Source organism: Pseudomonas sp. NBB (assembly GCF_032701105.1).
Classification (GTDB): Bacteria; Pseudomonadota; Gammaproteobacteria; order Pseudomonadales; family Pseudomonadaceae; genus Aquipseudomonas; species Aquipseudomonas asiatica.
In genome coordinates, this window is sequence record NZ_CP103994.1 from 2,745,283 (window position 1) to 2,764,783 (window position 19,501).

Below are 19,501 nucleotides of genomic sequence, written 5' to 3' on the forward strand. Positions count from 1 at the left end.
ATCATGGCGCCACCTGCTTGCGGTAGCCTGCGTCGAAGAGCTTTAAACCCATACTGATCTGCCCGGGCGTTGGTGACTCATGCCCGGCATCCAGGCACATTTGTCGCGCAGCCCGCTGACGCTCTTCAGCTGCTTTCTGTTCCGGAGAGCTGAGCGGGCGAAAGTCGTACTCGCTGAGGTGTCCGCAGTTCTCGTCGCCGCCATCGCTGTACGTGACGAGGAACAATTGCGTGCCCATGGCGGTGATGGTCACTTCCTGGAAACCAGGCCGAGCCCATTCTTCCGTGGAGCGCTTGTTCTTCATCTCGATCTTCTGGCCTACTGGCGGAAGCCCTTCGCCATTCCACTGCGCGCCGGTTACGCGGCGCTCGATAGCCGCCCAGGTCGGCTCATACTCTGGCCAGTCGGCCTCAACGACCACAGCGTCCACGGTCGGGATATCGTTCAGCCTGATCACGTCGCGCACCCAGCCGAGCTTGTGCTCACTCAGGTCCTTCACCTTGAAGACGATGTAGCGCTCTTCACGCTCGAATTTCTCGCTCACAGCTCATACCTCTCATCAATCCAGCGCCCAGGCGCCAGAGCGGGTGTAGGTTCGGGTTGGGTTTCGTGCGGGGAGAGCTGGCGCTCGTTGCCGGCCACTTGCGGCAGCCATACCTTCACGCAGCTGATATCGCGGCAGTTAGTAGAGGACGCTGATTCGTTAGTACGTGCCGGCTAGATGAGCATGATCACTGCCGAATCTTCCGAGCACGTTGGGTGTGCCTTCACGTGGAGGGTTACCTGCGCTAGTAGACATATAGTCACGCGGGGCTACGTTTTTTGTTGGCTTTAAAATTTTCCTGATGTATATGTAATGCGTTTTGGGCTTTAGCCCTTGCTTTGGAAAGGGGGGAAGTATGGATCGCTTTACTCAAAGTGTGATTCCGGTCGGCAAAGTAACTCCGGACGGTTTATTGATTCTTGGGACAGGTTTCTATATCGGGGTCGATGACCTTTTTGTTACGTCGCGCCATGTAGTTGGGGATAATTTAAGTAATCTTGTTGTGATCGGCCCGAATATTTCGAGCATCAATGCCTATCAGGATGTTTCTGATGATATTTGTCATGTGGCTGATGCTTCTATATATGAGATAAATCCAATTGCTGATCTGGTTCTGTTGAGGACTGGGAATAAGGTTTTTGATGCTCCGGAGCTTGGTTCGTTAGATGATATCAAAGTTGGTGAGATCGTAGAAATATACGGTTTTCCTCACTGTTTAGATGGGAGGAGAGTTCTGACGTACCAGTCAGCAAGTATTGGTGCAAAAGTTTTTTTACAGTCTAGCTCACTAAAAGTTAAGCATGCCGTGATTAACTCTCAAACAAGACCCGGTCAGTCCGGATCCTTAGTATTCAGCAGAAGACTTGGTAAGGTGGTTGGCCTCTTGTCAGGCACATACGCCCCTTCAGGTGCCCAGGTCAGATTCATGGGTATAAATCCTGCCGAGCTTAACCAGACCAGCCATGTTGTTTCGGCTGAATATATTAAGGATATGATATGAAGGGATTAAATTTACCTAGATACAGTGATGATGAACTGATCGAGTTCCTGAAGCCGTTCCAAAAAAATATATTGCGTGAACTGCTCTCTAGGTATGATGATGAATCTGCCGCTAGGGTTTGGTTGAGCTCTTCGGGGCCCTCTGGGTTGAGACCGTTTGGCGGAGAGCAAGAAGTTAATGGTGCGCCATTCTATAAGCTTTTTAAGGCGGAGTTTAGGGCTTTTATTTGTGGGGCTGAACGATACAGGGATGAACGAGAAAAATTGATGGAATGTGCTAATCCTGTAGCGGGTTTCGTTGTTTGTGCAATCAGCGCAACCATCGCGACGACCCTTGGTGTGGCTGTAAGTCTGATCGTTCCTGCCGTGGCGCTTTTGCTTAGAGTTGTAGGGAAAATGGGGGTTAATGCCTGGTGTAGTATTGGGGGCTAGTTGGTTAGATTGGGTGGTCAAGCTAGGCTAGTTTGAACTCCCACGTAGTTGGCGCTATTGGGAAGGAAATTATTGTATTTTTTCCGGCCGATGTGGCGCGGTAGAGCTGCTCGTCATCGGTGCAGAAAGATGGAGGGGTGCTGCTGGCATAAGATCGGCGGTGACCAAAAATCGAGGGTGTTCGCCTCGTCGTAGGCTGGGCTGCTCAGGAAGTGGTTGCGGCTGATAAAGCGGCGGTCCGAATACTGGGTGTAAAGGCCCAGGGTGTGCCAGAGCAGGCCGAGCTGCTTCTCGGTGGCTTCGATCATGGTTTTCTCCATGCATCCGCCGCCCTCGCCTGGGAGGCGTTATCGTTGAGTAGGGGAAGGCGCTGGCGGGCCGCGCCGAGTGATATGCTTCGCCGCTTACCAGCCAAGGAGAGTGGTGATGCATTTGCGCGAAAGGCTTCGAGCGTTCCAGCTGTGGTTTAACCCGAAGCGCAGACGGTGGGCTGGCGTTGCGCTGATCGCGCTTGGCGTGGTCGGGATGTTTCTCAACCCCGAAAGCCGGTGGACCTTGGTGTTAGGAACTGGGATCTACTGGTTCTTCACAGCCTTGCCACCTGTCCTCGGCGGAAAGTGTTAAGGCGCTGGCGGGCAGCGCAGGAGGGTCAGGCGGCGAGCGGGAACTGTTTAGCCAGGGCTTGCTGCACTGCCGCGATGATGCGGCAGAGATAGGCCCAGTCCGGGTTCGGTTCCATGGCATCGGCCGGCAGGTTCCACCAGTCGTCACCGAACACTCGGTGCATGAACTCGCGGTGAGCGCCGCCGCACTCATCGAGCGAGGTGGTGTGGCGAACATCCTCGGCCTCGTCGAGCAGGCTCCGGGCGTCTTCTGCGTCCAGTTCCCGGTCGCGCCGCATTTGCACGATCACCTTCCGCGCTTTGTCAGCCAGGGCCTTAGCGCTGAACCGGCGAGAGCTCAGCGACCGGTCGAAGTAGCCGATGATGTAGGCGTCTTGCAGCTTGCAGAAGAACTGGCCGATGTTCAGGCCATCCCACATGCCGCCCCAGTAAGCGTGCCAGGTATTGTCATGACAGCTGACGGTGATCTTGCCCTTGCAGGGCTCGAAGTCTTCCAGGTAGACGCTGATCGGGTCCAGGCCTTCGGCACCGGTGATCAGCAGCTTGGTGACTGTCGAGGTCTCGACTTGCATTGCGGTACTCCATGCATGCGCCGCCCTCCGTGGCCGGATGCGGCATGGTGGCAATTTGGTTTGGGATGGGGTATTACGGGTGACCGGCATGGGGTCGAATATTAGGATCTAACTTATGGGCGAAAAGCCGATTGGACTTTCAGGAAGATGCGGCTTCGCTCTCCTAGCAACAACTGTCGTAGCGTTGCCGATTGCTGTTTTCACAGGAGGAATCGATTTACCAACCTTCTTGTCCATCGGAGCATTATGGCTAGTGGTGTCGGCGGCGATGATCTTCGGACACGATATAACTGAGATTACCTTGTGGAAGGCCTCTATAAAGCGTGACGTTACTGCCGCCAAACAAGCTCGGGAAGAAGTTGAGGCGATTCGTGATCAGATCCGAAAAGTGTCTGCCGTGACTGTTGAGAACTCTTACATCATGTCTGGAGAGGTACTTTTATTGGTTAAGCATCTGATGGGTGACGAGAATTTGGAAATAGCTCGGAACAGCCCTGGGATGAAGCGACTATTCGCAAACATGAACGAAGTGTGGAAGTTCGTCGAGCCAGACCCGGTCAAGGCCGAGCTGCTGAGGCAGCAAGTCCGGAAGGAACTCGGGATGAAGGATCAATGATCTCGTCGCCTGGGTCTTGCTGGATCATCAGCATGCTCTTCCGGTCGAAGGCCAGGGCCAGGCGCGGCGATATGCTGATCTCGTGCCGCGGCGGGGTGAGAAACTTCGCCGCGTGCAGGCTGCCCAGGGCGTGGATGCCGTGGATCAGCGCTTCCATCACCTGGCTGCAGGTGGCGTCAGCCAAGCCGCAGATGGCGCGCAGGTGCTGACCGGTTCGTTTCCTGGCTGATAGCCGCAGCGGCTCAGTCCGCGCCACAGATCGGTGAGCTTCGATTTCGTGGCGCGCGATCCTGAACAAGGCTCCATGCCCGAGCGCTTCGATGTGATGAATCATCAGCGTCATCGCCTCGCCCTGCTCCTCGATCCCGGCCCACTCCATCAGCTCCAGCAGGGCCTGTTTAGTCCCTGGTCGAACCTTCAAGCGCAGGTCTTCTTCCTGCAGGCGCTCTGCCTTGGCGCGGCGCTTCTCGTCGCGGTCCTTCTGAGACATCGCCATACGGCACCTCCTTCAATCCTCAGGCGGTTTAGGTTTTGAAACAGCATGGATGGCCCCTAGGCGCTGCTGCTAGAATTCGTGCGAACAGATCTTGGAGATATAGGTCGCATGGTTAATGTTCGAATAGCTCTGCTGGGCGTGAGCCTTGGACTGGCCGGGATGGCTGCACAAGCTGAGCCGTTATGCGACTGCAGCAAAATAGTTGGGCAGTGCGCGGCTTCAATCAAAATGAAATCGTTGAGTGGTTCGAAGCCATCGTTCACAGCAAACTATACGATCACCTCGACAACGGCGAGTTGCTCGAAAGTCTCCTACAACATTGATGGTACTCCTTACTTCAACATTCTGGCGGGCACGAACAGTGTTGAAGAAAGCACCTTCGGTACCGAACCGATCTCCATGAAGAACTTCTCCGCCCTACGCTGTGAGATCTGTGCATCAGCAGCGAATCAGCAAGGGAATGAAGGTGCTCGTCCTCCTTCTGTCAATCAAATTGACCCAAGAATTGCTCGCTTCGTGGGTAGCTGGAGAGGAACGCTGAAATGGATGCTCTTCTCAGACCCGGTTACTATCGAACTAGAGGTGCGGCAAGGACGCCTGACTGGGCGGGTGATTGGAAAAAGTGGCACATCTGAGTTCACCAGCGTTACCGTCCACGGCAATTCCATTACTTACGGCTTCATTGGTATGGATGGAGGCACCTATTCCTACACAATGGCCCTTCAGAGCGAACACTCTGCAAAAGTGACCAGCAACGGCAGCCTGAGCTTTGACGGAGTTGTACGACGCAGTAACTAGTCTGCTGGGCGGTAGGTTGAACTGCTCACGCCGCCTGTGCATCTGCAGCGTTCGGGTAATTCTTCGGTTCATCAGATAGCTCCATGTCGCAGTCGTGCCAGCCTCCAAGCCACCAAGCGCTGTCTACGGTCATTTCTGGGTATGTCTGGGATGCGCGGCACCGGCCAGCGGCTCGGGCGGTTCGGCCCTGGTAGTAGGGTAGCGGGAAGACCTTCTTGTGCTTTCGCGGTCGCATCGCTACCTCCTGCGCTTTTTGAGTGGGAAGTCGATACCGAACTTCTTGATGATCCGACTCATCGTCGTGTGGCCGATCTCAAGCTTCAGAGTTGCGCTATTGCGCGATAGGCCTGCATCCCTGAGCGCCCGGATTCGATCGGCCAGCTTGGCGTCACGGGCCTCGACGTCTGGCTTTTCGATGTGTTTTCCGCGGTTTCCCGAGACAAACGCGAAGCCGTGGCGCTTGGCCATATCCCATAGCGAGGACTGGGATACTTTGAGTTCCTGGGCCGCTTCTCTGCAGGTCATGGTCTCGGCCATCTTTGCCACCATGTCGGCGCGGGCCTGAGCCTTTTCCTGACGGGTGCCGTGCTGCACTGGGGGCGGCCCCCGGCGCTTCTTCGGGGCAGGCTCAGGGTGCTTGCGCTGCGGCAGCGGCCGGTAGGTGAAGCCCTCCAGCACGATCAGCTGGCCGCCAGATGCGAAGAAGGCCGCTTTGGCGGCCTCCAGGTCGATTGATTGGTTCATGCTCACCTCATGCTGCGATTCCGAGCACGCGATTCATGCGCTCGTCGAGGATTTCGTAGAAGGTTTTCACGCGCTCCGAGAGCTTGCGGATCATCGCCTCGTCCCGGTATGCGCGCTTTACGAACAGCGGCATGCCCGGCCAGTAGCAGATGAAGTCGATCCACTCGCGCTCCGATACCCACAGGCCGCCCTGGCACTGGGCGACATGCTCTTTCGGGATCTCGCCACCCAAGATCACGTCGACCTGCAGCTTTGGCAGCTTGGTCTTGATCTCGGTCAGGCCGTTGTCGCCGACCAGGGCGTCTGGCGAGTAGCCAATGCCATGATTCAGGATGATCCCCACCTGGTGGGTCTGGACGTCCTCGCGGTCGCAATACAGGGCACGGGCAGTACCTTCCAGTTCGTGCCCGCGCTCGGTGTGGCGGTTACCGGTGAACGGGTCGGCCGCTTCGCCGGTGATGCGCTCGCCGATCAGGGTGTTCATGTAGGTGAAGGCGCCGGCACCGAAACCGGCCTCACCCTTGCCGTTTACCAGCAGGCAATCCAGCTCGCTGCAGGTAATGATGCCCAGGCGCAGGTCCAGCCAGGCCTGAGTGCCTTGCTCGACATCACTGATGATCTGCATTTGCGGCCTCCGCGGCCCTGATGGCCTTGTTCAATTGCGCGACCAGGATGTCGTGGCGACCCTTCGGCACGCATTCGGCCGAACCATATTCGCCGGTGAACCAGTCGCGGGTCTTCTGGGTGCAGCGATCGAGCAGGGCGCTGATGCCGGCCGCCTGCACGCTAGTGACGTTCGCCGTTGGCACGGCTGCGTGGCCGTCGTCATCCTCGCCGCGGGTGGTGAGGTTGAGCAGGGCGCTCATGACGTAGCGCTTGCCGTAACTGGTGGACGAGCCGACCGCCTGGACAGCGTTCTTGCTGCCGCTGGTGTCGAGCGGGAGCAGCATGGTTGTGCTCTCGCGGTGTCCGGCCCGGTGCATCAGGATGCCGGTGACGCTTAGGCCAGCCGGCACGTTCTCGACCTTGAAGGTGATCGCGAAACCGTGCGTCTGCATGATCGGCTTGATCACATCGTTGATGTCTTCAAAGGTGGCATAGTCGCTGCGCTTTTGGCCATTTACGACGATGGCGCCGCGCTCGGCGATGCTCGGGATATCGCTCTGCATGGCCGCCATTGCCGCGTTGAACTCGGCCTCAGCGTCGCGGGCCTGCATACGCTCGTGCATCGCCATCAGGCGTTCAAGCTTGTCTATGTCGCAAGTTGGGTCGGTGGCTGCCCGGCTGATTACGGTGAGGATGCTGCTGTCGGCCTGCGCGGGCGCGGCCACCGGGCGGCGCTGCTCCGGCACAATGATCGTGCTGCTCATGGTCGGTGCCTCAGTAGGAAATGGCGATATTCGGGATCTTGCGCTGGGCGATCAGGGTGACCGCTTGCTTGGCGCACGCTTCAGGCATGCCCTCGGCCATGAAGGCTTCCAGGGCGGCGCGGTTGATGCTCGCCCGGTGCGCCTTGTCGGCCTCTCGAGCTTCTTGCTGGCGAAGAATCTCCGCGGCAGCGGCATCAGCGCGGCGGCGCTCGTCCTGGCGGGCCTGCTCGGCTGCTTCCTCTTGCCGGCGGGCGGCCGCCTGACGCTCCTGCTCCATCCGCTGCTCGGCGGCAACGCGATCGGCTTCAGCCTGAACCCGGGCACGTTCGGCTTGCTCCGCCTGCAATTTGAGCTGGAGACGCTGGTTCTCGGCTTCGCGCTCTTGCGCAGCGGCCTGGTCAATCAGTTCCTGCTCGCGGCGTGCCGCCGCTTCGCGCTCGGCTTGCTGCTGCTGGGCCACGCGCTGGCGCTCGGCCTCAACCGCGGCCTCTTGTGCCAGCCTGATGCGGTCTTGCTCGGCGCGCTCTTCAGCTTCGCGGCGCAGGCGGGCCAACTCGGCTTGCTCGGCGTCGTACTTCTGCCGCGCGGTCAGAGCTTCACGCAGAGCGGCCAGAACCTGGTCTTTAGCCTGGCCGGCCTCGGCTGCGAACTCTTCCCAGGTTTCATCCAGGGCAACGGCCTCCACTCTGGCAATGCTGCTCAGTAACTCGTCGCTGCTGAGCGATCCGAGATCAGAGGCTTCTGAACGAAGGCCAAGCATGCGCATCTCATGTCCTTTAACTCGCTCGGCCTCGGCCTGTTCCCACTCGGTGAGCGGCCGGCGCGTCTCGTCCCGCAGCGCGTCCATCTTGGTCACGAACTCACGCAGCTCGGCCTCGACCACCTTCGGCATTTCCTTGAGCCGGCGCAGGTAGTCGCGGCCCGGCTTCTCTACGGCGGTCTTCGATTTGCTGACCTTGGCGGCCAGGCTGGCAATGCGTTCGCGGCCCTTGCGGGTGGTCAGGTCGGGTACTTCGCCTTCGACCTCAGCCTTCACCAGGTCGATGAATTGCTTCAGGCCGCCGGCCACGTAAATGGCCGGGGCGTTCGCCTCGCTGATCTCTTCGATCGCGATCAGTTTCTGTTCTGCGGACATTAGAAAACCTCGCGCCAGGCCGGCGCCGTCAGTTGGAATAGGGAATCGCCAGGTCACCCAGGCACGGAGGTACGCTCCAGGCCCTGGCTGCGGTGGATGGTTGCGCGCTCTCGCCGCTTACGCTCCCGAAGGGGTACGGTTATCCCGAAGGGCCGCCGTGCTCGGCTACGTAGATTCAGGAAGTGATGCTGCCGGCCAGTGCGCTGGCAAGCATGAAGAAGGTGCAGGCGAAGAGCATCGAGAAGGAGCCGCGCCAAGCCGCGATGCGGCGGGCGCGCTGGTACCGGGTCACGGGCAAGGCCTCGGACGGGCGATTGGCCGGCGCTTCAGCCAGTCGGCCTTGATCGGGTAGGGCAGGTCTGCCACACGCATACCCACCGGGAAACGTAAAGTGCCGCGCACTTGGGCGGCCTGCACTTCCTCGATTTGCTCGTCGATCAGCGATTTAACGATTGGCGTGGTCATGCAACCTCCTTGCGCCCATCAACGATCTTGTTGAGGCGCCCGCAGTAGTGGTTGAACTCTTCGATGGTGATGCGCTGGTCGTCCAGCATTTTGGTGAGGAGCTTGAGGACCACGGCCTGCCAGGTCAGTGGCGTCTCAGGGTGAGCCATGACCTCAAGCTCTTCGTCGATCAGGACATGGGGGCTTCTCATAGCCTTGCCTCGTCGGCGTCGTAGCTCAGGCCCTGGTCGACGTACTGCTCAAGCATTGCCTCGGCGATCTCGTACAGCTTGCCGTTTGCGTGATTGCTCTGGCCGACGATGTCCTCGACCATGCTTTTCACCGGGCCGCCGGTCAGGGCCTGTAGAAGAAGCTGGGCGAGGGCGGTGATATCGTCCTGCTCGGCTTCCTGCAGCGACCGAAGGTGCTCGGCGACCTTGGCTACGAACTGCTCTTGGCGCACGCCCACCGGGCCGCCAAAACGCTGCGGGATCAGAACATCGCAGCCACCGACCAGCTCCTCGGCCTTGCTCGCGATCCAGTTCTGCGCCGCTTCCTGATACGCCGAGTCGTCTTCCGGCTCAGCATGGTCGTACTGCCATTGTGCTGCTCGAAGTGCGCCCATGGTCGCCTCCAGTTATCCGATTTCGTGTTCAGCAGCCCACCAGCCACACTGCCAGTCGCTGGACTTACTGTGATTCATTGGCTCGCCGTCTTGGCGGGCGTCGTAGCCTTTCTGGTATTCCTTGCTGTGCTCGGCCATGGTCGCCTCCAGTTACGGTTGGGATGCTCGATAGCGCCGCATGAGGCCTTTGGTCAGGCGCTGCATGATTCGCGGGTATCGGTCGGGGTGGTGAAGGCGGCAGTAGAGGTGCTCTCTGCCATAGCCTTCGTGATCGCAGTAGTCGCAATCACAGTGCTTGTTGAGCAGCGCCCGCGCTTCTGCTGCGCATGCGGCGCGCAGCGTGAACCAGCGACGACCGCCGCCACGGAAGACGGCAGCAGTCTCGACTGTGACGGCCATAGTCGCCTCCAGGTGGTGGGTTACTCGGTGGGTGGGGAAGGGAGGGGCTGCCAGTGGGTCGGTTTCCAGCTTGAAGCCCAACTGCTTTGCGGCTCTTCCCACGAGAAGTACGGCGGATATCCGAGGGAGTGAGCAATCGAGCCCTTGCCGTATTCGCGGTAAAGCGACTCACGGGCACCGTATTGTTCGTTCCAAGCAAGAACCCTGGTCCCAACCTCCGGCAGCCTGTCGCTGCATTTGATCCAGCCGCTCATGCTGCCTCCGGGTGCTTCTCGCCGCAGAACATGCAGTAGTTGCCAAGCACGTTGATGGTTGCCTTGGCCTTCACTTCCTTGCCTTTGGCGGTGGTTCTGGTGCCTACGATTTCGCATTCCGCGTACTGGCGTCCTGCCGGAATGAGCATGTAACCCTGCAAGGTAGCCTTGGCGCCGGTGATTTCCGGGTGCCGCTCTATTGCGGCTTGCTCGAATTTCTGTCTGCAATCGCACATTGCGAGGTCCTCTTGAACCGCATTGGCCAGGAGCCAGGCGAAGGTGACCAAACCCACCGTGAAAGGTGGCCTGGCGCCTGCCAATGCGGTCGTATGTGAATGTAAGGGGATGCGGGGTGTATCGGTAGAGGGCTTTCTCCACACCATCAGCCAATGGCTGACTTAGCCCGGCGCCGGGATAGGTGCGATTTACAAAAGCCCTCTCCAATGCACCCTGCGATGGGGAGCAGGGCATCGGGCCAGTCTTTCCTGGCAGTCAAGGGATGGGTGGTGTTGATGGCCGGCGCTGATCTCCGGCATTGGTCGCACACAGTACTGAGGTATACAGGTCCCGCTTCCATGAGCTCGCGCATCAGCCTGCGCATTCATCAACACCGCAGAGCACCCTGTGAACTGTTTCCCCTGAACTGATGGGGCAGGGCGCTCTGCGCTGGTGATGGAAGCCTGTTTTTACAGGGGCAGGCTCCCTGTTTCCTCGCTTTCCACAGTCGAGGGAAAACCCTATGCTCCGATCTCCACAGTCGAGATAAGGAACATCGGTATGGCGGAATATTTTGTGCGTGTTGAGTTATTTAGCGCGAAGGGCGATGACTACAGTGACCTGCACGACGGCATGGCCGCGCTGGGGCTGAATAGGACGGTGAGATTCGATGATGGGCATGAATACCGGCTACCAACTGGATCCTACTTCGGATCAAGCCAGCTAAATTCAGCACAGCTTCGTGACAGGGTGCGCGCTGTCGCTAATCCGCAATCCCCTCACAGAAATGCTTCCGTATTCGTTTGTCAGTCGTCCGATTGGTCGGCCTGGCTGTATGTGGACTGAGCAGAGCCACACGCTTTAGCTTGTCTTCCCTTGGGCATCTCGCTGACCCAGTAGGCCAGGTGATTTGAAGCGATTGAGAATGCCTCATCGAAGCTAACTTTCTCGTCGGTCGAGATCTCCTGAACGATCTGACGAAACCGTTCAATTTGCTGGGCGCTTAGGCCTTCCACCTTGGCGGGAGTTACGCTTCCGCCAAGGGCGATGGCGTAGATATCAACCGGCTCACTACCCCAAATCATCCTGGCCGTATCGACCGAAACCGGGACGACAATCAGGCCATCCCGCAACGCCTCCATCACGTTATGGGCATCCGCCTCGCCAACGGCGCAGCAGCGTTTCCGTGCCGGGTCGATCCCGGCGTATGCATCAACACTCATGTTGTGACTCCCGTGTGATTTCCCTGATACCCCTCGTGAGAAGGGCATCGAGGAAATCCTGCTGGCTCCGTTACACGCCACGGTGGCCTGGGCGATTCCTTCGTTGCTGCAGCCTCCACCGGTTCCCCGGCGTGGCCCGCTGTACCAGTGCATCAGCCCGTTCTGAGGGCTACCTGGCAGGGAGCGTTTGCAGCTCAACCCTCCATCCGCGCCGTAAGCGCCTGATTTCGAGCTGGCCAGTTCCAGAGCTGGCATGGGGATCGAATTTATTGCTCGCGCTGTTCGCCTTTCAGCGATGCCCGCAAGGGGCTTCCCGTTTCCGGGGATCGATCCGCGAGGTTCCCATCAATGTGAAAGAGCAGAGGGTCTTTTGAGGCCCTAACCAACTTCGCTTGTGTTTTGCTATGCAAGTCGGCTTGCATTTATAAAAGCATGCTTGCACTTCGAATGCAAGCAAGCTTGTGAAAAATATCTTTACTGTATGGATATCCAGTAACAAGAAATGAGATGGCCATGACAGGGAAATCGAAGAAAGCGGCAAAGCCCGAAGCTCGCCAAATGACAGGCGCAGAGCGTCTTGGGCTGCGGATATCAGCGATGATCAATTCACCAAGAGCTCAAGAGCGGTGCTCCGCATTGGTTCACCGACTGGAAACCGATACGGATCAGGCCTGGGACGAGGTTATGGAGGCGCTTGGCGAGACAGACGGTGTTAGCCTGACATTCCAAGATGATGGTGACGTGCTGATTGAATGGGAGAAGCCGACTGACGAGGACTTGGTATTGGAAGAGGAGGAGGTTGATTCGGTCGAAGAGGAGGCGCCTTTCTGACAAGCACAAAAAAGCCCGCGCTAGGCGGGCTTGTTGATTAGTTGAATTTCTCAGCGCTACTGGGGTGGTAGCGAGGCCTGCTCTAGGGCGCACTTGTTGAGCTTCACCATATTCTCCGCCGCCCCGGACAGATCTACCCGCCAGGCTGGCTCCTGCTCCCCAGCCTGCACGACCATGATCCAGGCTGTCTCACGGAATTTGGTAACGAAAGCGACAGTAGCTGCGGTCGGAATGGTTGCGTCAACTACCCGGCCAGATCTGAATCCATTCAGGGTAAGCGGGTTGCCATCGGGAAACTCAACGCTTAGCTTGCCCCAGGTGTCTTTTGGGTAGGACCAGTTTTGATTGTAGAGCTTGAGGTGGAGAAGGTTTTGGTCGCTATGTTTTTGAATCATGAGTATCGGGCTGTCGCGACCTGATGGCGTTATGAAGACGGTGCATAGGCTTTTACCGTGCTCACGCAGGTCTTTTGAAAAGCCCGCTACGTTAGGTCCTGCTGGCCAACCAGAAGAGTAATCTTCAGCTGGCCCTGACTGCTCGGAACTGGGATCTGGGATTGCCCCTGAAAATATCCAGTAAAGAGCGCCGAAGCATGCCCCGGCTACCAGGAAATTTTTAACGGCCGAGTATGCCAGAGATCTCCGGGCCGACCTATATGCAGGCCTCCCACACCCGGGACAGGCCGGTGCTGAGTCTGAAATTTCGCGCTGACAATCAGGGCAGGTGATGAGCGGCATGGGATTCCTTTCGCGGATCTGCTGATGCGCCATCCTACCACTATGGCCATCAGCCATCACGAACACACAAAAAACTCTGCTGTAAAGTCACGCTCGTCGCGTAGTTGAATCTTTCCATCCTAGCCATAGGTATAATTGCTGAAACGATTAATCTAAAGGTTAGGGCGCGTTGATGAAGCAGGATTTCGAGTCGCTGAGTAAGCAGGAGCAGCAGGAAAGACCGAATGCTCTAGAAGCATGGAAAGAAACCTATGCAGGGGTCCCGCTAAGCGAAGAGCGTTACTCCACAGCCATTAACGCAGCTGCTGACCTCAGGCATCGGGGCCTGATCGACTTTCAAGAGTGGTTGGTGCTGATCCGAACGGCGAATGCTGCGCTACGGATGCACGGGTGAGGGTGTGTGGCGCCCAAAGAAAAGCCCGCACTGCAATGCGGGCTAACGTAGGGAAGCGGATGAGCCTTGACTGTGCAGGGTAGGGCGTGAAAAAAGCGTGAAGGCATGAAAAAGCCCGCCGAGGCGGGCCGTCATTCACTGGATGGCTTCGCTAATGAACAGCCTATAAAGCGCACCATCTTTGAAGACGGGCTTCGCCCTGACGCGCATGGCTGAATGCTCATTCAGCGCTTTGGAATATGGGTTGTTCGGCATGGATAGCTCGATATCTACCACCTGTCCTGACACCAAGGAGGACTCCCCCTCAATTTTTACACGGCATAGGCCAGTATTCACGTTGAGGGCAACCATTCGCTCAAGAACGAATTCAGCTGCAGCCCCTACCTCGAGATCGGCATCTGAGCGCATCGCCATAGCCTCTGCTTCCGAGATGAGAATTTCTTCACTGGTTCCGCCGAATTGGACCATGGCGTTACAGCTTTTGCCGACAGGAGTGGTTGCGGATCGGTATGCAGGTTTGGCGGCCGACACAAGATGGGGCAGAGTTTCTATCAATTTTTCTTGCAACTTCACCACGTCACCGTGTGCTGTTGACAAGCTGTTTGCCAGCAACGTGTTGAGCTCGGCAGAAGCCTTTGCCTGCTGCGAGATGACTTCAACCAGTTCTTTCACGTTGCCGTTACCTGTGAGGGCGTCTTTGACAAAACCCATGACTTTTGAGATTAGCCAGTCTAGCGCATCCTTGTAAACGTCTGCAAAAAGCTGGTACTCATTCGCTACATGGGCCAGTGTTAGGTAGGCAGCGTATGATCCTTCCTTGCTAGGCCTGGAAAAACACTGAAAGGGCAATTGAGCCCTGGGGGCGGGCACTTCTAAGGTGAGACAGTAATGCCCAATCAATGAGTAAAGCCGACTCATGCCTGCGAGCGAGCGAGAAAACTGAGAGGCGTCGATAAGGTGCTGGTCTGTAATCCTTCCGGTGTAGGTTACAGGCATCTCGGAGGCTAGCTTGATTTGATGAATCGATTCCATTCTCTTCTCTATCGAATAAGCGCTTTATTGGTTCTCGCTGCGACTGATGCGCCCCGCCATCACCTCATCCCCATACCCCACCAACCGATCCTCCCCAGCCTGCATCACCTGGCAGATCCTGATCACTGCCTGGGCGTCATGCTCGTTTCCAGCCAGGCTCAGTCGTTCAGCAATCCGCATCAGCTCGACCGCCGACCACTTCAGGTCGGAGGCCAGGCCCTGGAGGTCGCGGCGGAGGTCTTGGTTGGGCTTGGTTAGGGGCATGGCTAGGCCTTCCTGGCGTTCCAGATCAAAAGAACCTTGGCATGAATGGTTACATCTCCAATCGGGACCACTCGATCCTTGTGCTTTTCGTGGTCAGAGATCATGTCGAAGTGTTCTGCGTCATGAATTTGTAGACGCTTGATGTACAGCATTTCTTGCCACGTTATGACGTAGATTCCGTCACCAACAAATTCATTGACTCCACGATCAACGATCACCGGATCCTTGTCGTTAATCGTCCCCTCCATCGACTGACCCCAGCCGGTAATCATCGCCAGCGAATGGGGGGAGGTGTATGTCACGCCTTTTTCGCGTAGCACATCCTCACGAATGATCAGGTTGCGGATCACCTCGTTGTAGTCACTTGGCACCTGGCCATGACCCATTGAGGCACGCACATCGTACTGACGGATCACGATTTCTTCTGGTTTTGCCTTCAATCCCGAGAAGTCGGCCTGAATCACTTTTCCCTGAGCCTCGCCTGCCGCCGTCAGCGCTGCCGCTGCGATCTTTTCCTGCGCTTCCGCGTCAAGGCTTTTGCCTGCGTGCTTGCGGATCATCTCCATGACCTTTTCAGCGGCACCGCTGCTGATCTGGGACTTTCCATGTGTAGACGCATCGCCTCTGCGCGGCGGCTCGCCTTTGCCAGACAGTAGCCAGTCGACAGTGGTGTCGTACTTGTCTGCTAGCTGAACCAAGTTCTCATTCTTGATGTTGCCCGTGTCGCCAGCAAACCACTGACGCACAGCCTCATAACTGATGCCGCAGGAGGTGGCGATATCGCGCTTAAGCCCACGAGCACCTACGGCAGGCTTTCGTGTCAGGACGAGTTTTGAGATTCGATCAGTGATTTTCATGCGAGCAATCTACAAGGAAGCTTGACAAGCATGCTTGCCTTGAAATCACAAGCATGCTTGAATATCGGGTAAGTAAAGGAGGTCGCCATGACCAAGACACAAGCAATCCAGCATTTCGGCTCCGTTTCGGCGCTGGCGAAAGCCCTCAGCGTCACCTACGAGGCTGTGCGCCAGTGGGATGGAGTGCCTGAGCTTCGCCAGTACCAAATCGAGCGGATCACCCAGGGAGCGCTTAAGGCTGAGCAAAAAACTCAAGCCGCTTAGTCATGCCGCTCCGATCCACACAAACGCCTTCAGAAACTTCAATAGCCGCAAGGAGCAGTGCCAGCATGTACGCCAACCCCAAGCACCTGCACGACCGTGAGATCAAGGTCCGGGTCGATGAGGACACGTTCGAACTGATTCAGGCGCTGGCCAAGTTTCACCGCACCCAGCGCGCTGTGCTCTGCCGTGAGCTGCTCGAAGCTCAATTGGCCGCCCTGGCTTCGGAGAATACCGGCGATCAGAACGTGGCCTGAAGGCCCGTAGGAGGCCCCATGCCGATTGAAGAAATCGGATTGGACCAGGGGCAGATGGAGCAGCTGGAGAAAGAGGCGATGAGAAGGGGCGTAAGCCCTGAGGCGCTGGCAGCTGAGCTGATCCGTCGAGAACTGGCCAACCGAACCAAGCCTCGCAACCCGCGAGGAGTCGTGACCCCGTTTCATCGAAAGGCCTGAACAGGCCCTGATAAGCCCGAATTATGGGCACAAAAAAGCCGGGTGGCACCCCGGCTCTCTGCAACGCATAAAAGTGAGACCAATTATGCATCCACAGACCCCAAGTGTACAGGCCCTCATCCGGCCCGCGCCACAAAATGCGAACCACGATTTCGTGGCGCGCAATCATTTCGAGCTGGCAGTGAGTGCCGCTCGCCAGGTCCGAGCCCAGTACTCGCGACAATCCAAACGACAGCTCGTCCGTGAATGCTTGCATCACCTGCATGCGTTCCTGGCTGCCCCGCGCCCTGGAGCAGCCCATGAGTAACGTCATCTCTCTCAAATCGGCCGGGGGGTTTACCCGGATGGAAAACGATCTGTACGAGGCCCTGATCGCGGCAGACCTGTCGGGGCGTGAGCTTCGCGTGGCTCTGGCAATCCACCGCCTCACCGCAGGTTACAACCAGGAAGCCGTAAAGGTGGCTGCGCTGTACATCGCCAAGATGATGTATCAGGACGAAGCCAAGGCCATCGCTGAGCGTGCAAACGTCTCTCGCACGATCAACTCCCTGATCCGTCAGCGGGTGCTGTTCCGTGACGGCGGCAGCCGCGACCCGATCACTTTCCTGCCTGTTTCCGAGTGGAAAATTGACCAGAAATCCACTGTGTCGAAATCTACACACTGTGTAGAAAAGACACTTGCCACTGTGTCGAAAATTACACACATAAAAGACATAAATACAAAAACTACTGCTAACGCAGTTGTCGCCGCTGTCGCTGCGACGGACCAGGTTTCGGAATCTGGAGCGGAACAGCAGGCCACCCCCGAACCTGTTCAACCTGATGACCCCAAGGCCGAGCGCATCCCGTTCAACAAGATCATGGACCTGTACAACCGAGTCTGTGGTGGTCGCCTGCCGCGCTGCCTGAAGCTCAATGAGAAGCGCAAGCGCCAGATCCGCAATTGCTGGAACCTGGAGATCAACGGCTCGTACCCGTTCCGCACCAGTGAGTTCTGGGAGGGGTATTTCAACGACTGCCTGACCAACCGGCATTGGACCGGCTCGAATGACAGCGGATGGACTGCTGACATTGAGTTCCTGACCCGTCAGGACAAAGTCCTGAAAGTTCTGGAGGCCGTATGAGCATGGAACGCCCATTGGTTGCGATGGAAGCGGAGCACGGCGTGCTGGGTGCGCTCATGCATCAGCCTGACCTGTGTGAAGACATCGGCGCATTCCTCGACCTGGCCGACTTCAGCACCGATGACAACGGCACGCTGTACGCCCTGATTCTTGCCTGCCACTCGAAGAAGATGGTGCCGGACCCGATCACCCTGTCTGAGATTCGCTCGGAACTGCCGAGCGGCCAGATCACGATCGCCTATGCCGCAGAGATCATGTACCAGGTCCCGAGCGCAGCAAACGGTCGCCACTACGCCAAGATCGTTGTCGAGCGCGCCAAGGCTCGCCGGCTGTATGAGGCCGGGCAACGCATCATGGACCTCGCGATGACCGGTGGCAGTATTCCTGAGCAGATCTCGCTGGCTCAGTCCCTGGTGCTTGAGCTGAACGCGCAGGAAGAGACCCCGGATGTCGTGACCATGAAGCAGGCCCTCGGCCCGGTGTTCGAGGACATGCAGGATCGTCTGGACGGTGTTCAGGTCATGGGGCAGGACTTCGGCCTGATCGAACTGGACAAGATCGTCAAGACTGCGCGACCGGGAAACCTGGTCATCATCGCTGGCCGCCCAGGTACCGGGAAAACGGTGCTGGGTACCAGCTTGGCTGACAGGGTTGCCCTGAAGGGCGGAGCTTCGCTGGTCTTCTCGCTGGAAATGCCATTCAAGGAACTGGCCAAGCGCTCGCTTGCAGCGGTCGCGGGCGTAAGCCAGAACTGGATTGAAAACGGCGAAGCGGTCATGAACGAGGATGCTTCTGCCCGGATCACGGCAGCGGTGGCAAAGCTGTCGGCAGCCGATATCCGCATTTGCGACAAGGGGGCGCTCACGTTCTCCCGCATCTGCAGCATCGCCAGGTTCCAGCACCGAGCCAAGAAGCTGGACCTGATTGTGATCGACTACCTGAGCTTGATCGCAACCGATCCGAACAGCCGCATCCAGAACCGCAACCTTGAGTTGGGCTCGTATACCCGCGGCTTCAAGGCCCTGGCAAAGGAGCTTGGCATTCCTGTGGTGGTTCTGGCCCAGCTGAACCGTGGCATCGAGAACCGCGCCGATCCGAAGCCGAAGATGAGCGACCTGCGCGACTCGGGCGAGATTGAGCAGGACGCCGACGTCATCATCATGGCGCATCGCGACAACGACTCAGAACGTGGCCGCAATGGCATCACTGAAGTCGACGTGGTGAAAGTTCGGCACGCCCAACCGAAAGGCTGCCTCCTTCAGTTCCAGGGTGAGTACGCCCGCTTCGTAAACGCTGCCCACTGTGATCGCGAGGAGGAAGAGCGGACCGCTCCAGCCCCGCGCCGCTCGGCAAGGTCGATGATGAATAACTTCAAAGGTGCGCACTGATGAGCCAGACAATTTTCGTACGCGGTGGCTATCTCATGCGCTCGCACTCCGAAACTCGCTGGGCCGACATGATGGACGCCCTGAACATCGACTGGCTGTATGAGCCGCGCCTGGTGAAAACCCGGCACGGAGCTTATCTGCCTGACTTCTACCTGCCTCGGGCCGGCCTGTTCGTTGAGGTGAAAGGCCCTCATCCAACGGAAATCGAGCGCGAAAAGGCCATGGACGCCAGCGCCGCTACCGGCTGCCCGGTGGTGATCGCTTATGGCGACATGCAGTTCATGTTACCTGGTGTCGGCGGTGCGCGGCTGCTTGTCCTGTATGCCGGCCGAACCGTCGAGTTCAGCACTCACGAGATGCATGGCCTGATCGAGCATGGGCTTGGTAAGGACGCATACCACGGCTACCTGCGTGTCGGTATGAAGCAGCCGCACCCTGGCGCATTGCATATCTACGAAATCGCCCAGAGCTCAGCAGTGGCCGCCATGGATCGCAGCGTTCGCGAGCGCTACCTGGCCGGCGTCAGCCGCGAAGCCAACTCGGAGAAGTCCGCCATGCACGGCCAAATGAGCCGCTGCGAATGGGCGCTCACCAAGTTCGTCGAGAAGCTCAATGCTCGCAAGGAGGCAGCATGAACCGCGCACACCTGCTGGCCAAGTTGAACATCA

At 57.9% G+C, this 19,501-nt stretch carries 32 protein-coding genes; 12 read left to right on the plus strand and 20 right to left on the minus strand.

Translation table 11 applies throughout. The features are described from left to right. Position 1: 1 nt before the first annotated feature. A complete protein-coding gene (locus NY023_RS12745) occupies positions 2 to 544 on the minus strand; it encodes a hypothetical protein (protein ID WP_013972377.1) in 543 nt (180 codons plus the stop codon). 355 nt (positions 545 to 899) lie between these two features. On the opposite strand from NY023_RS12745, the gene NY023_RS12750 reads away from it, so the two are divergent. Then, entirely contained in the window at positions 900 to 1,544 is a 645-nt protein-coding gene (locus NY023_RS12750) for a serine protease (protein ID WP_080563778.1), read from the plus strand. Next, positions 1,541 to 1,975, plus strand: a complete 435-nt coding sequence (locus NY023_RS12755) for a hypothetical protein (protein WP_148265638.1) — start codon at positions 1,541 to 1,543, stop codon at positions 1,973 to 1,975. The genes NY023_RS12750 and NY023_RS12755 overlap by 4 nt, the downstream gene beginning before the upstream one ends. A gap of 113 nt (positions 1,976 to 2,088) precedes the next feature. Here NY023_RS12755 and NY023_RS12760 read toward each other — a convergent pair whose 3' ends face one another. Further along, positions 2,089 to 2,283: a hypothetical protein gene (locus tag NY023_RS12760; protein ID WP_044047002.1), complete on the minus strand. Its 195-nt coding sequence runs from the start codon at positions 2,281 to 2,283 to the stop codon at positions 2,089 to 2,091. A gap of 341 nt (positions 2,284 to 2,624) precedes the next feature. Then, positions 2,625 to 3,170 carry a hypothetical protein gene (locus NY023_RS12765; protein ID WP_013972380.1) on the minus strand — a complete coding sequence of 182 codons (546 nt, stop codon included), beginning with the start codon at positions 3,168 to 3,170 and terminating at the stop codon, positions 2,625 to 2,627. Positions 3,171 to 3,285: 115 nt separating this feature from the next. Between NY023_RS12765 and NY023_RS12770 the strand changes: the two genes are divergently transcribed. Continuing rightward, on the plus strand, positions 3,286 to 3,786 hold the full coding sequence (locus NY023_RS12770; protein WP_044047004.1) for a hypothetical protein: 501 nt from the start codon (positions 3,286 to 3,288) through the stop codon (positions 3,784 to 3,786). Here NY023_RS12770 and NY023_RS12775 read toward each other — a convergent pair. After that, positions 3,728 to 4,282: a hypothetical protein gene (locus NY023_RS12775; protein ID WP_013972381.1), complete on the minus strand. Its 555-nt coding sequence runs from the start codon at positions 4,280 to 4,282 to the stop codon at positions 3,728 to 3,730. The two genes, NY023_RS12770 and NY023_RS12775, sit on opposite strands and share 59 nt — an antisense overlap. A 108-nt stretch (positions 4,283 to 4,390) precedes the next feature. Here NY023_RS12775 and NY023_RS12780 point away from each other — a divergent pair, with 108 nt between their 5' ends. Then, complete coding sequence (locus NY023_RS12780; RefSeq protein WP_148265640.1) at positions 4,391 to 5,080, plus strand: hypothetical protein; 690 nt, start codon at positions 4,391 to 4,393, stop codon at positions 5,078 to 5,080. A 237-nt stretch (positions 5,081 to 5,317) separates the two neighbouring features. Here the strand turns inward: NY023_RS12780 and NY023_RS12785 are convergent, their stop codons facing one another. The 12 genes from NY023_RS12785 to NY023_RS12835 all read right to left on the minus strand — a co-directional run bounded on the left by NY023_RS12785 (position 5,318) and on the right by NY023_RS12835 (position 11,490). Beyond that, the gene (locus tag NY023_RS12785; protein ID WP_044047006.1) at positions 5,318 to 5,824 is read right to left on the minus strand and encodes a hypothetical protein; all 507 of its coding nucleotides are present in this window, start codon (positions 5,822 to 5,824) and stop codon (positions 5,318 to 5,320) included. Between the two features lie 7 nt (positions 5,825 to 5,831). Further along, on the minus strand, positions 5,832 to 6,449 hold the full coding sequence (locus tag NY023_RS12790; RefSeq protein ID WP_013972383.1) for a lambda exonuclease family protein: 618 nt from the start codon (positions 6,447 to 6,449) through the stop codon (positions 5,832 to 5,834). After that, entirely contained in the window at positions 6,433 to 7,194 is a 762-nt protein-coding gene (locus tag NY023_RS12795) for an ERF family protein (RefSeq protein ID WP_013972384.1), read from the minus strand. The genes NY023_RS12790 and NY023_RS12795 overlap by 17 nt, the downstream gene beginning before the upstream one ends. Positions 7,195 to 7,204: 10 nt before the next feature. After that, positions 7,205 to 8,329, minus strand: coding sequence for a hypothetical protein (locus NY023_RS12800; RefSeq protein WP_044047007.1), 1,125 nt, complete (start codon positions 8,327 to 8,329; stop codon positions 7,205 to 7,207). A gap of 288 nt (positions 8,330 to 8,617) precedes the next feature. After that, positions 8,618 to 8,794 (minus strand): hypothetical protein, encoded by a 177-nt coding sequence (locus NY023_RS12805; protein WP_013972386.1) that lies wholly within the window; start codon positions 8,792 to 8,794, stop codon positions 8,618 to 8,620. Beyond that, entirely contained in the window at positions 8,791 to 8,985 is a 195-nt protein-coding gene (locus NY023_RS12810) for a hypothetical protein (RefSeq protein ID WP_013972387.1), read from the minus strand. The genes NY023_RS12805 and NY023_RS12810 overlap by 4 nt, the downstream gene beginning before the upstream one ends. After that, positions 8,982 to 9,398: a hypothetical protein gene (locus tag NY023_RS12815; protein WP_013972388.1), complete on the minus strand. Its 417-nt coding sequence runs from the start codon at positions 9,396 to 9,398 to the stop codon at positions 8,982 to 8,984. The genes NY023_RS12810 and NY023_RS12815 overlap by 4 nt, the downstream gene beginning before the upstream one ends. A gap of 12 nt (positions 9,399 to 9,410) precedes the next feature. Further along, positions 9,411 to 9,536, minus strand: coding sequence for a hypothetical protein (locus NY023_RS12820; RefSeq protein WP_256206997.1), 126 nt, complete (start codon positions 9,534 to 9,536; stop codon positions 9,411 to 9,413). A gap of 12 nt (positions 9,537 to 9,548) precedes the next feature. Further along, the gene (locus tag NY023_RS12825; RefSeq protein ID WP_044047008.1) at positions 9,549 to 9,797 is read right to left on the minus strand and encodes a hypothetical protein; all 249 of its coding nucleotides are present in this window, start codon (positions 9,795 to 9,797) and stop codon (positions 9,549 to 9,551) included. 20 nt (positions 9,798 to 9,817) lie between these two features. Further along, positions 9,818 to 10,051, minus strand: a complete 234-nt coding sequence (locus NY023_RS27730; RefSeq protein ID WP_038409491.1) for a DUF551 domain-containing protein — start codon at positions 10,049 to 10,051, stop codon at positions 9,818 to 9,820. Beyond that, positions 10,048 to 10,287, minus strand: coding sequence for a hypothetical protein (locus NY023_RS12830; protein WP_238531268.1), 240 nt, complete (start codon positions 10,285 to 10,287; stop codon positions 10,048 to 10,050). The genes NY023_RS27730 and NY023_RS12830 overlap by 4 nt, the downstream gene beginning before the upstream one ends. Before the next feature lie 786 nt (positions 10,288 to 11,073). Further along, complete coding sequence (locus NY023_RS12835) at positions 11,074 to 11,490, minus strand: hypothetical protein (protein ID WP_013972389.1); 417 nt, start codon at positions 11,488 to 11,490, stop codon at positions 11,074 to 11,076. 513 nt (positions 11,491 to 12,003) lie between these two features. Here NY023_RS12835 and NY023_RS12840 point away from each other — a divergent pair. After that, positions 12,004 to 12,321, plus strand: a complete 318-nt coding sequence (locus NY023_RS12840; RefSeq protein WP_044047251.1) for a DUF1654 domain-containing protein — start codon at positions 12,004 to 12,006, stop codon at positions 12,319 to 12,321. A gap of 56 nt (positions 12,322 to 12,377) precedes the next feature. On the opposite strand, the gene NY023_RS12845 is transcribed toward NY023_RS12840, so the two are convergent. Continuing rightward, the gene (locus NY023_RS12845; protein ID WP_013972390.1) at positions 12,378 to 12,716 is read right to left on the minus strand and encodes a hypothetical protein; all 339 of its coding nucleotides are present in this window, start codon (positions 12,714 to 12,716) and stop codon (positions 12,378 to 12,380) included. A gap of 514 nt (positions 12,717 to 13,230) precedes the next feature. On the opposite strand from NY023_RS12845, the gene NY023_RS12850 reads away from it, so the two are divergent. Continuing rightward, complete coding sequence (locus tag NY023_RS12850; RefSeq protein ID WP_009396425.1) at positions 13,231 to 13,452, plus strand: hypothetical protein; 222 nt, start codon at positions 13,231 to 13,233, stop codon at positions 13,450 to 13,452. A gap of 135 nt (positions 13,453 to 13,587) precedes the next feature. On the opposite strand, the gene NY023_RS12855 is transcribed toward NY023_RS12850, so the two are convergent. The 3 genes from NY023_RS12855 to NY023_RS12865 are packed head-to-tail and all read right to left on the minus strand — an operon-like array spanning position 13,588 to position 15,605. Further along, a complete protein-coding gene (locus tag NY023_RS12855) occupies positions 13,588 to 14,484 on the minus strand; it encodes a hypothetical protein (protein ID WP_009396426.1) in 897 nt (298 codons plus the stop codon). 24 nt (positions 14,485 to 14,508) lie between these two features. Further along, positions 14,509 to 14,748: a hypothetical protein gene (locus tag NY023_RS12860; protein WP_013972392.1), complete on the minus strand. Its 240-nt coding sequence runs from the start codon at positions 14,746 to 14,748 to the stop codon at positions 14,509 to 14,511. A 2-nt stretch (positions 14,749 to 14,750) separates the two neighbouring features. Beyond that, positions 14,751 to 15,605, minus strand: a complete 855-nt coding sequence (locus NY023_RS12865; protein ID WP_013972393.1) for an XRE family transcriptional regulator — start codon at positions 15,603 to 15,605, stop codon at positions 14,751 to 14,753. 87 nt (positions 15,606 to 15,692) lie between these two features. Between NY023_RS12865 and NY023_RS12870 the strand changes: the two genes are divergently transcribed. The 6 genes from NY023_RS12870 to NY023_RS12895 all read left to right on the plus strand — a co-directional run bounded on the left by NY023_RS12870 (position 15,693) and on the right by NY023_RS12895 (position 19,468). Then, positions 15,693 to 15,869, plus strand: coding sequence for a Cro/CI family transcriptional regulator (locus NY023_RS12870; RefSeq protein ID WP_013972394.1), 177 nt, complete (start codon positions 15,693 to 15,695; stop codon positions 15,867 to 15,869). 65 nt (positions 15,870 to 15,934) lie between these two features. After that, positions 15,935 to 16,123 carry a hypothetical protein gene (locus NY023_RS12875; protein WP_013972395.1) on the plus strand — a complete coding sequence of 63 codons (189 nt, stop codon included), beginning with the start codon at positions 15,935 to 15,937 and terminating at the stop codon, positions 16,121 to 16,123. Between the two features lie 18 nt (positions 16,124 to 16,141). Continuing rightward, complete coding sequence (locus NY023_RS12880) at positions 16,142 to 16,321, plus strand: hypothetical protein (RefSeq protein ID WP_044047010.1); 180 nt, start codon at positions 16,142 to 16,144, stop codon at positions 16,319 to 16,321. Positions 16,322 to 16,620: 299 nt separating this feature from the next. After that, the gene (locus tag NY023_RS12885) at positions 16,621 to 17,445 is read left to right on the plus strand and encodes a replication protein (protein WP_044047011.1); all 825 of its coding nucleotides are present in this window, start codon (positions 16,621 to 16,623) and stop codon (positions 17,443 to 17,445) included. Beyond that, the gene (locus tag NY023_RS12890; protein ID WP_013972397.1) at positions 17,442 to 18,833 is read left to right on the plus strand and encodes a DnaB-like helicase C-terminal domain-containing protein; all 1,392 of its coding nucleotides are present in this window, start codon (positions 17,442 to 17,444) and stop codon (positions 18,831 to 18,833) included. The genes NY023_RS12885 and NY023_RS12890 overlap by 4 nt, the downstream gene beginning before the upstream one ends. Continuing rightward, a complete protein-coding gene (locus NY023_RS12895) occupies positions 18,833 to 19,468 on the plus strand; it encodes a hypothetical protein (RefSeq protein ID WP_013972398.1) in 636 nt (211 codons plus the stop codon). Before NY023_RS12890 ends, NY023_RS12895 begins: the two co-directional genes overlap by 1 nt. Positions 19,469 to 19,501: the final 33 nt, after the last annotated feature.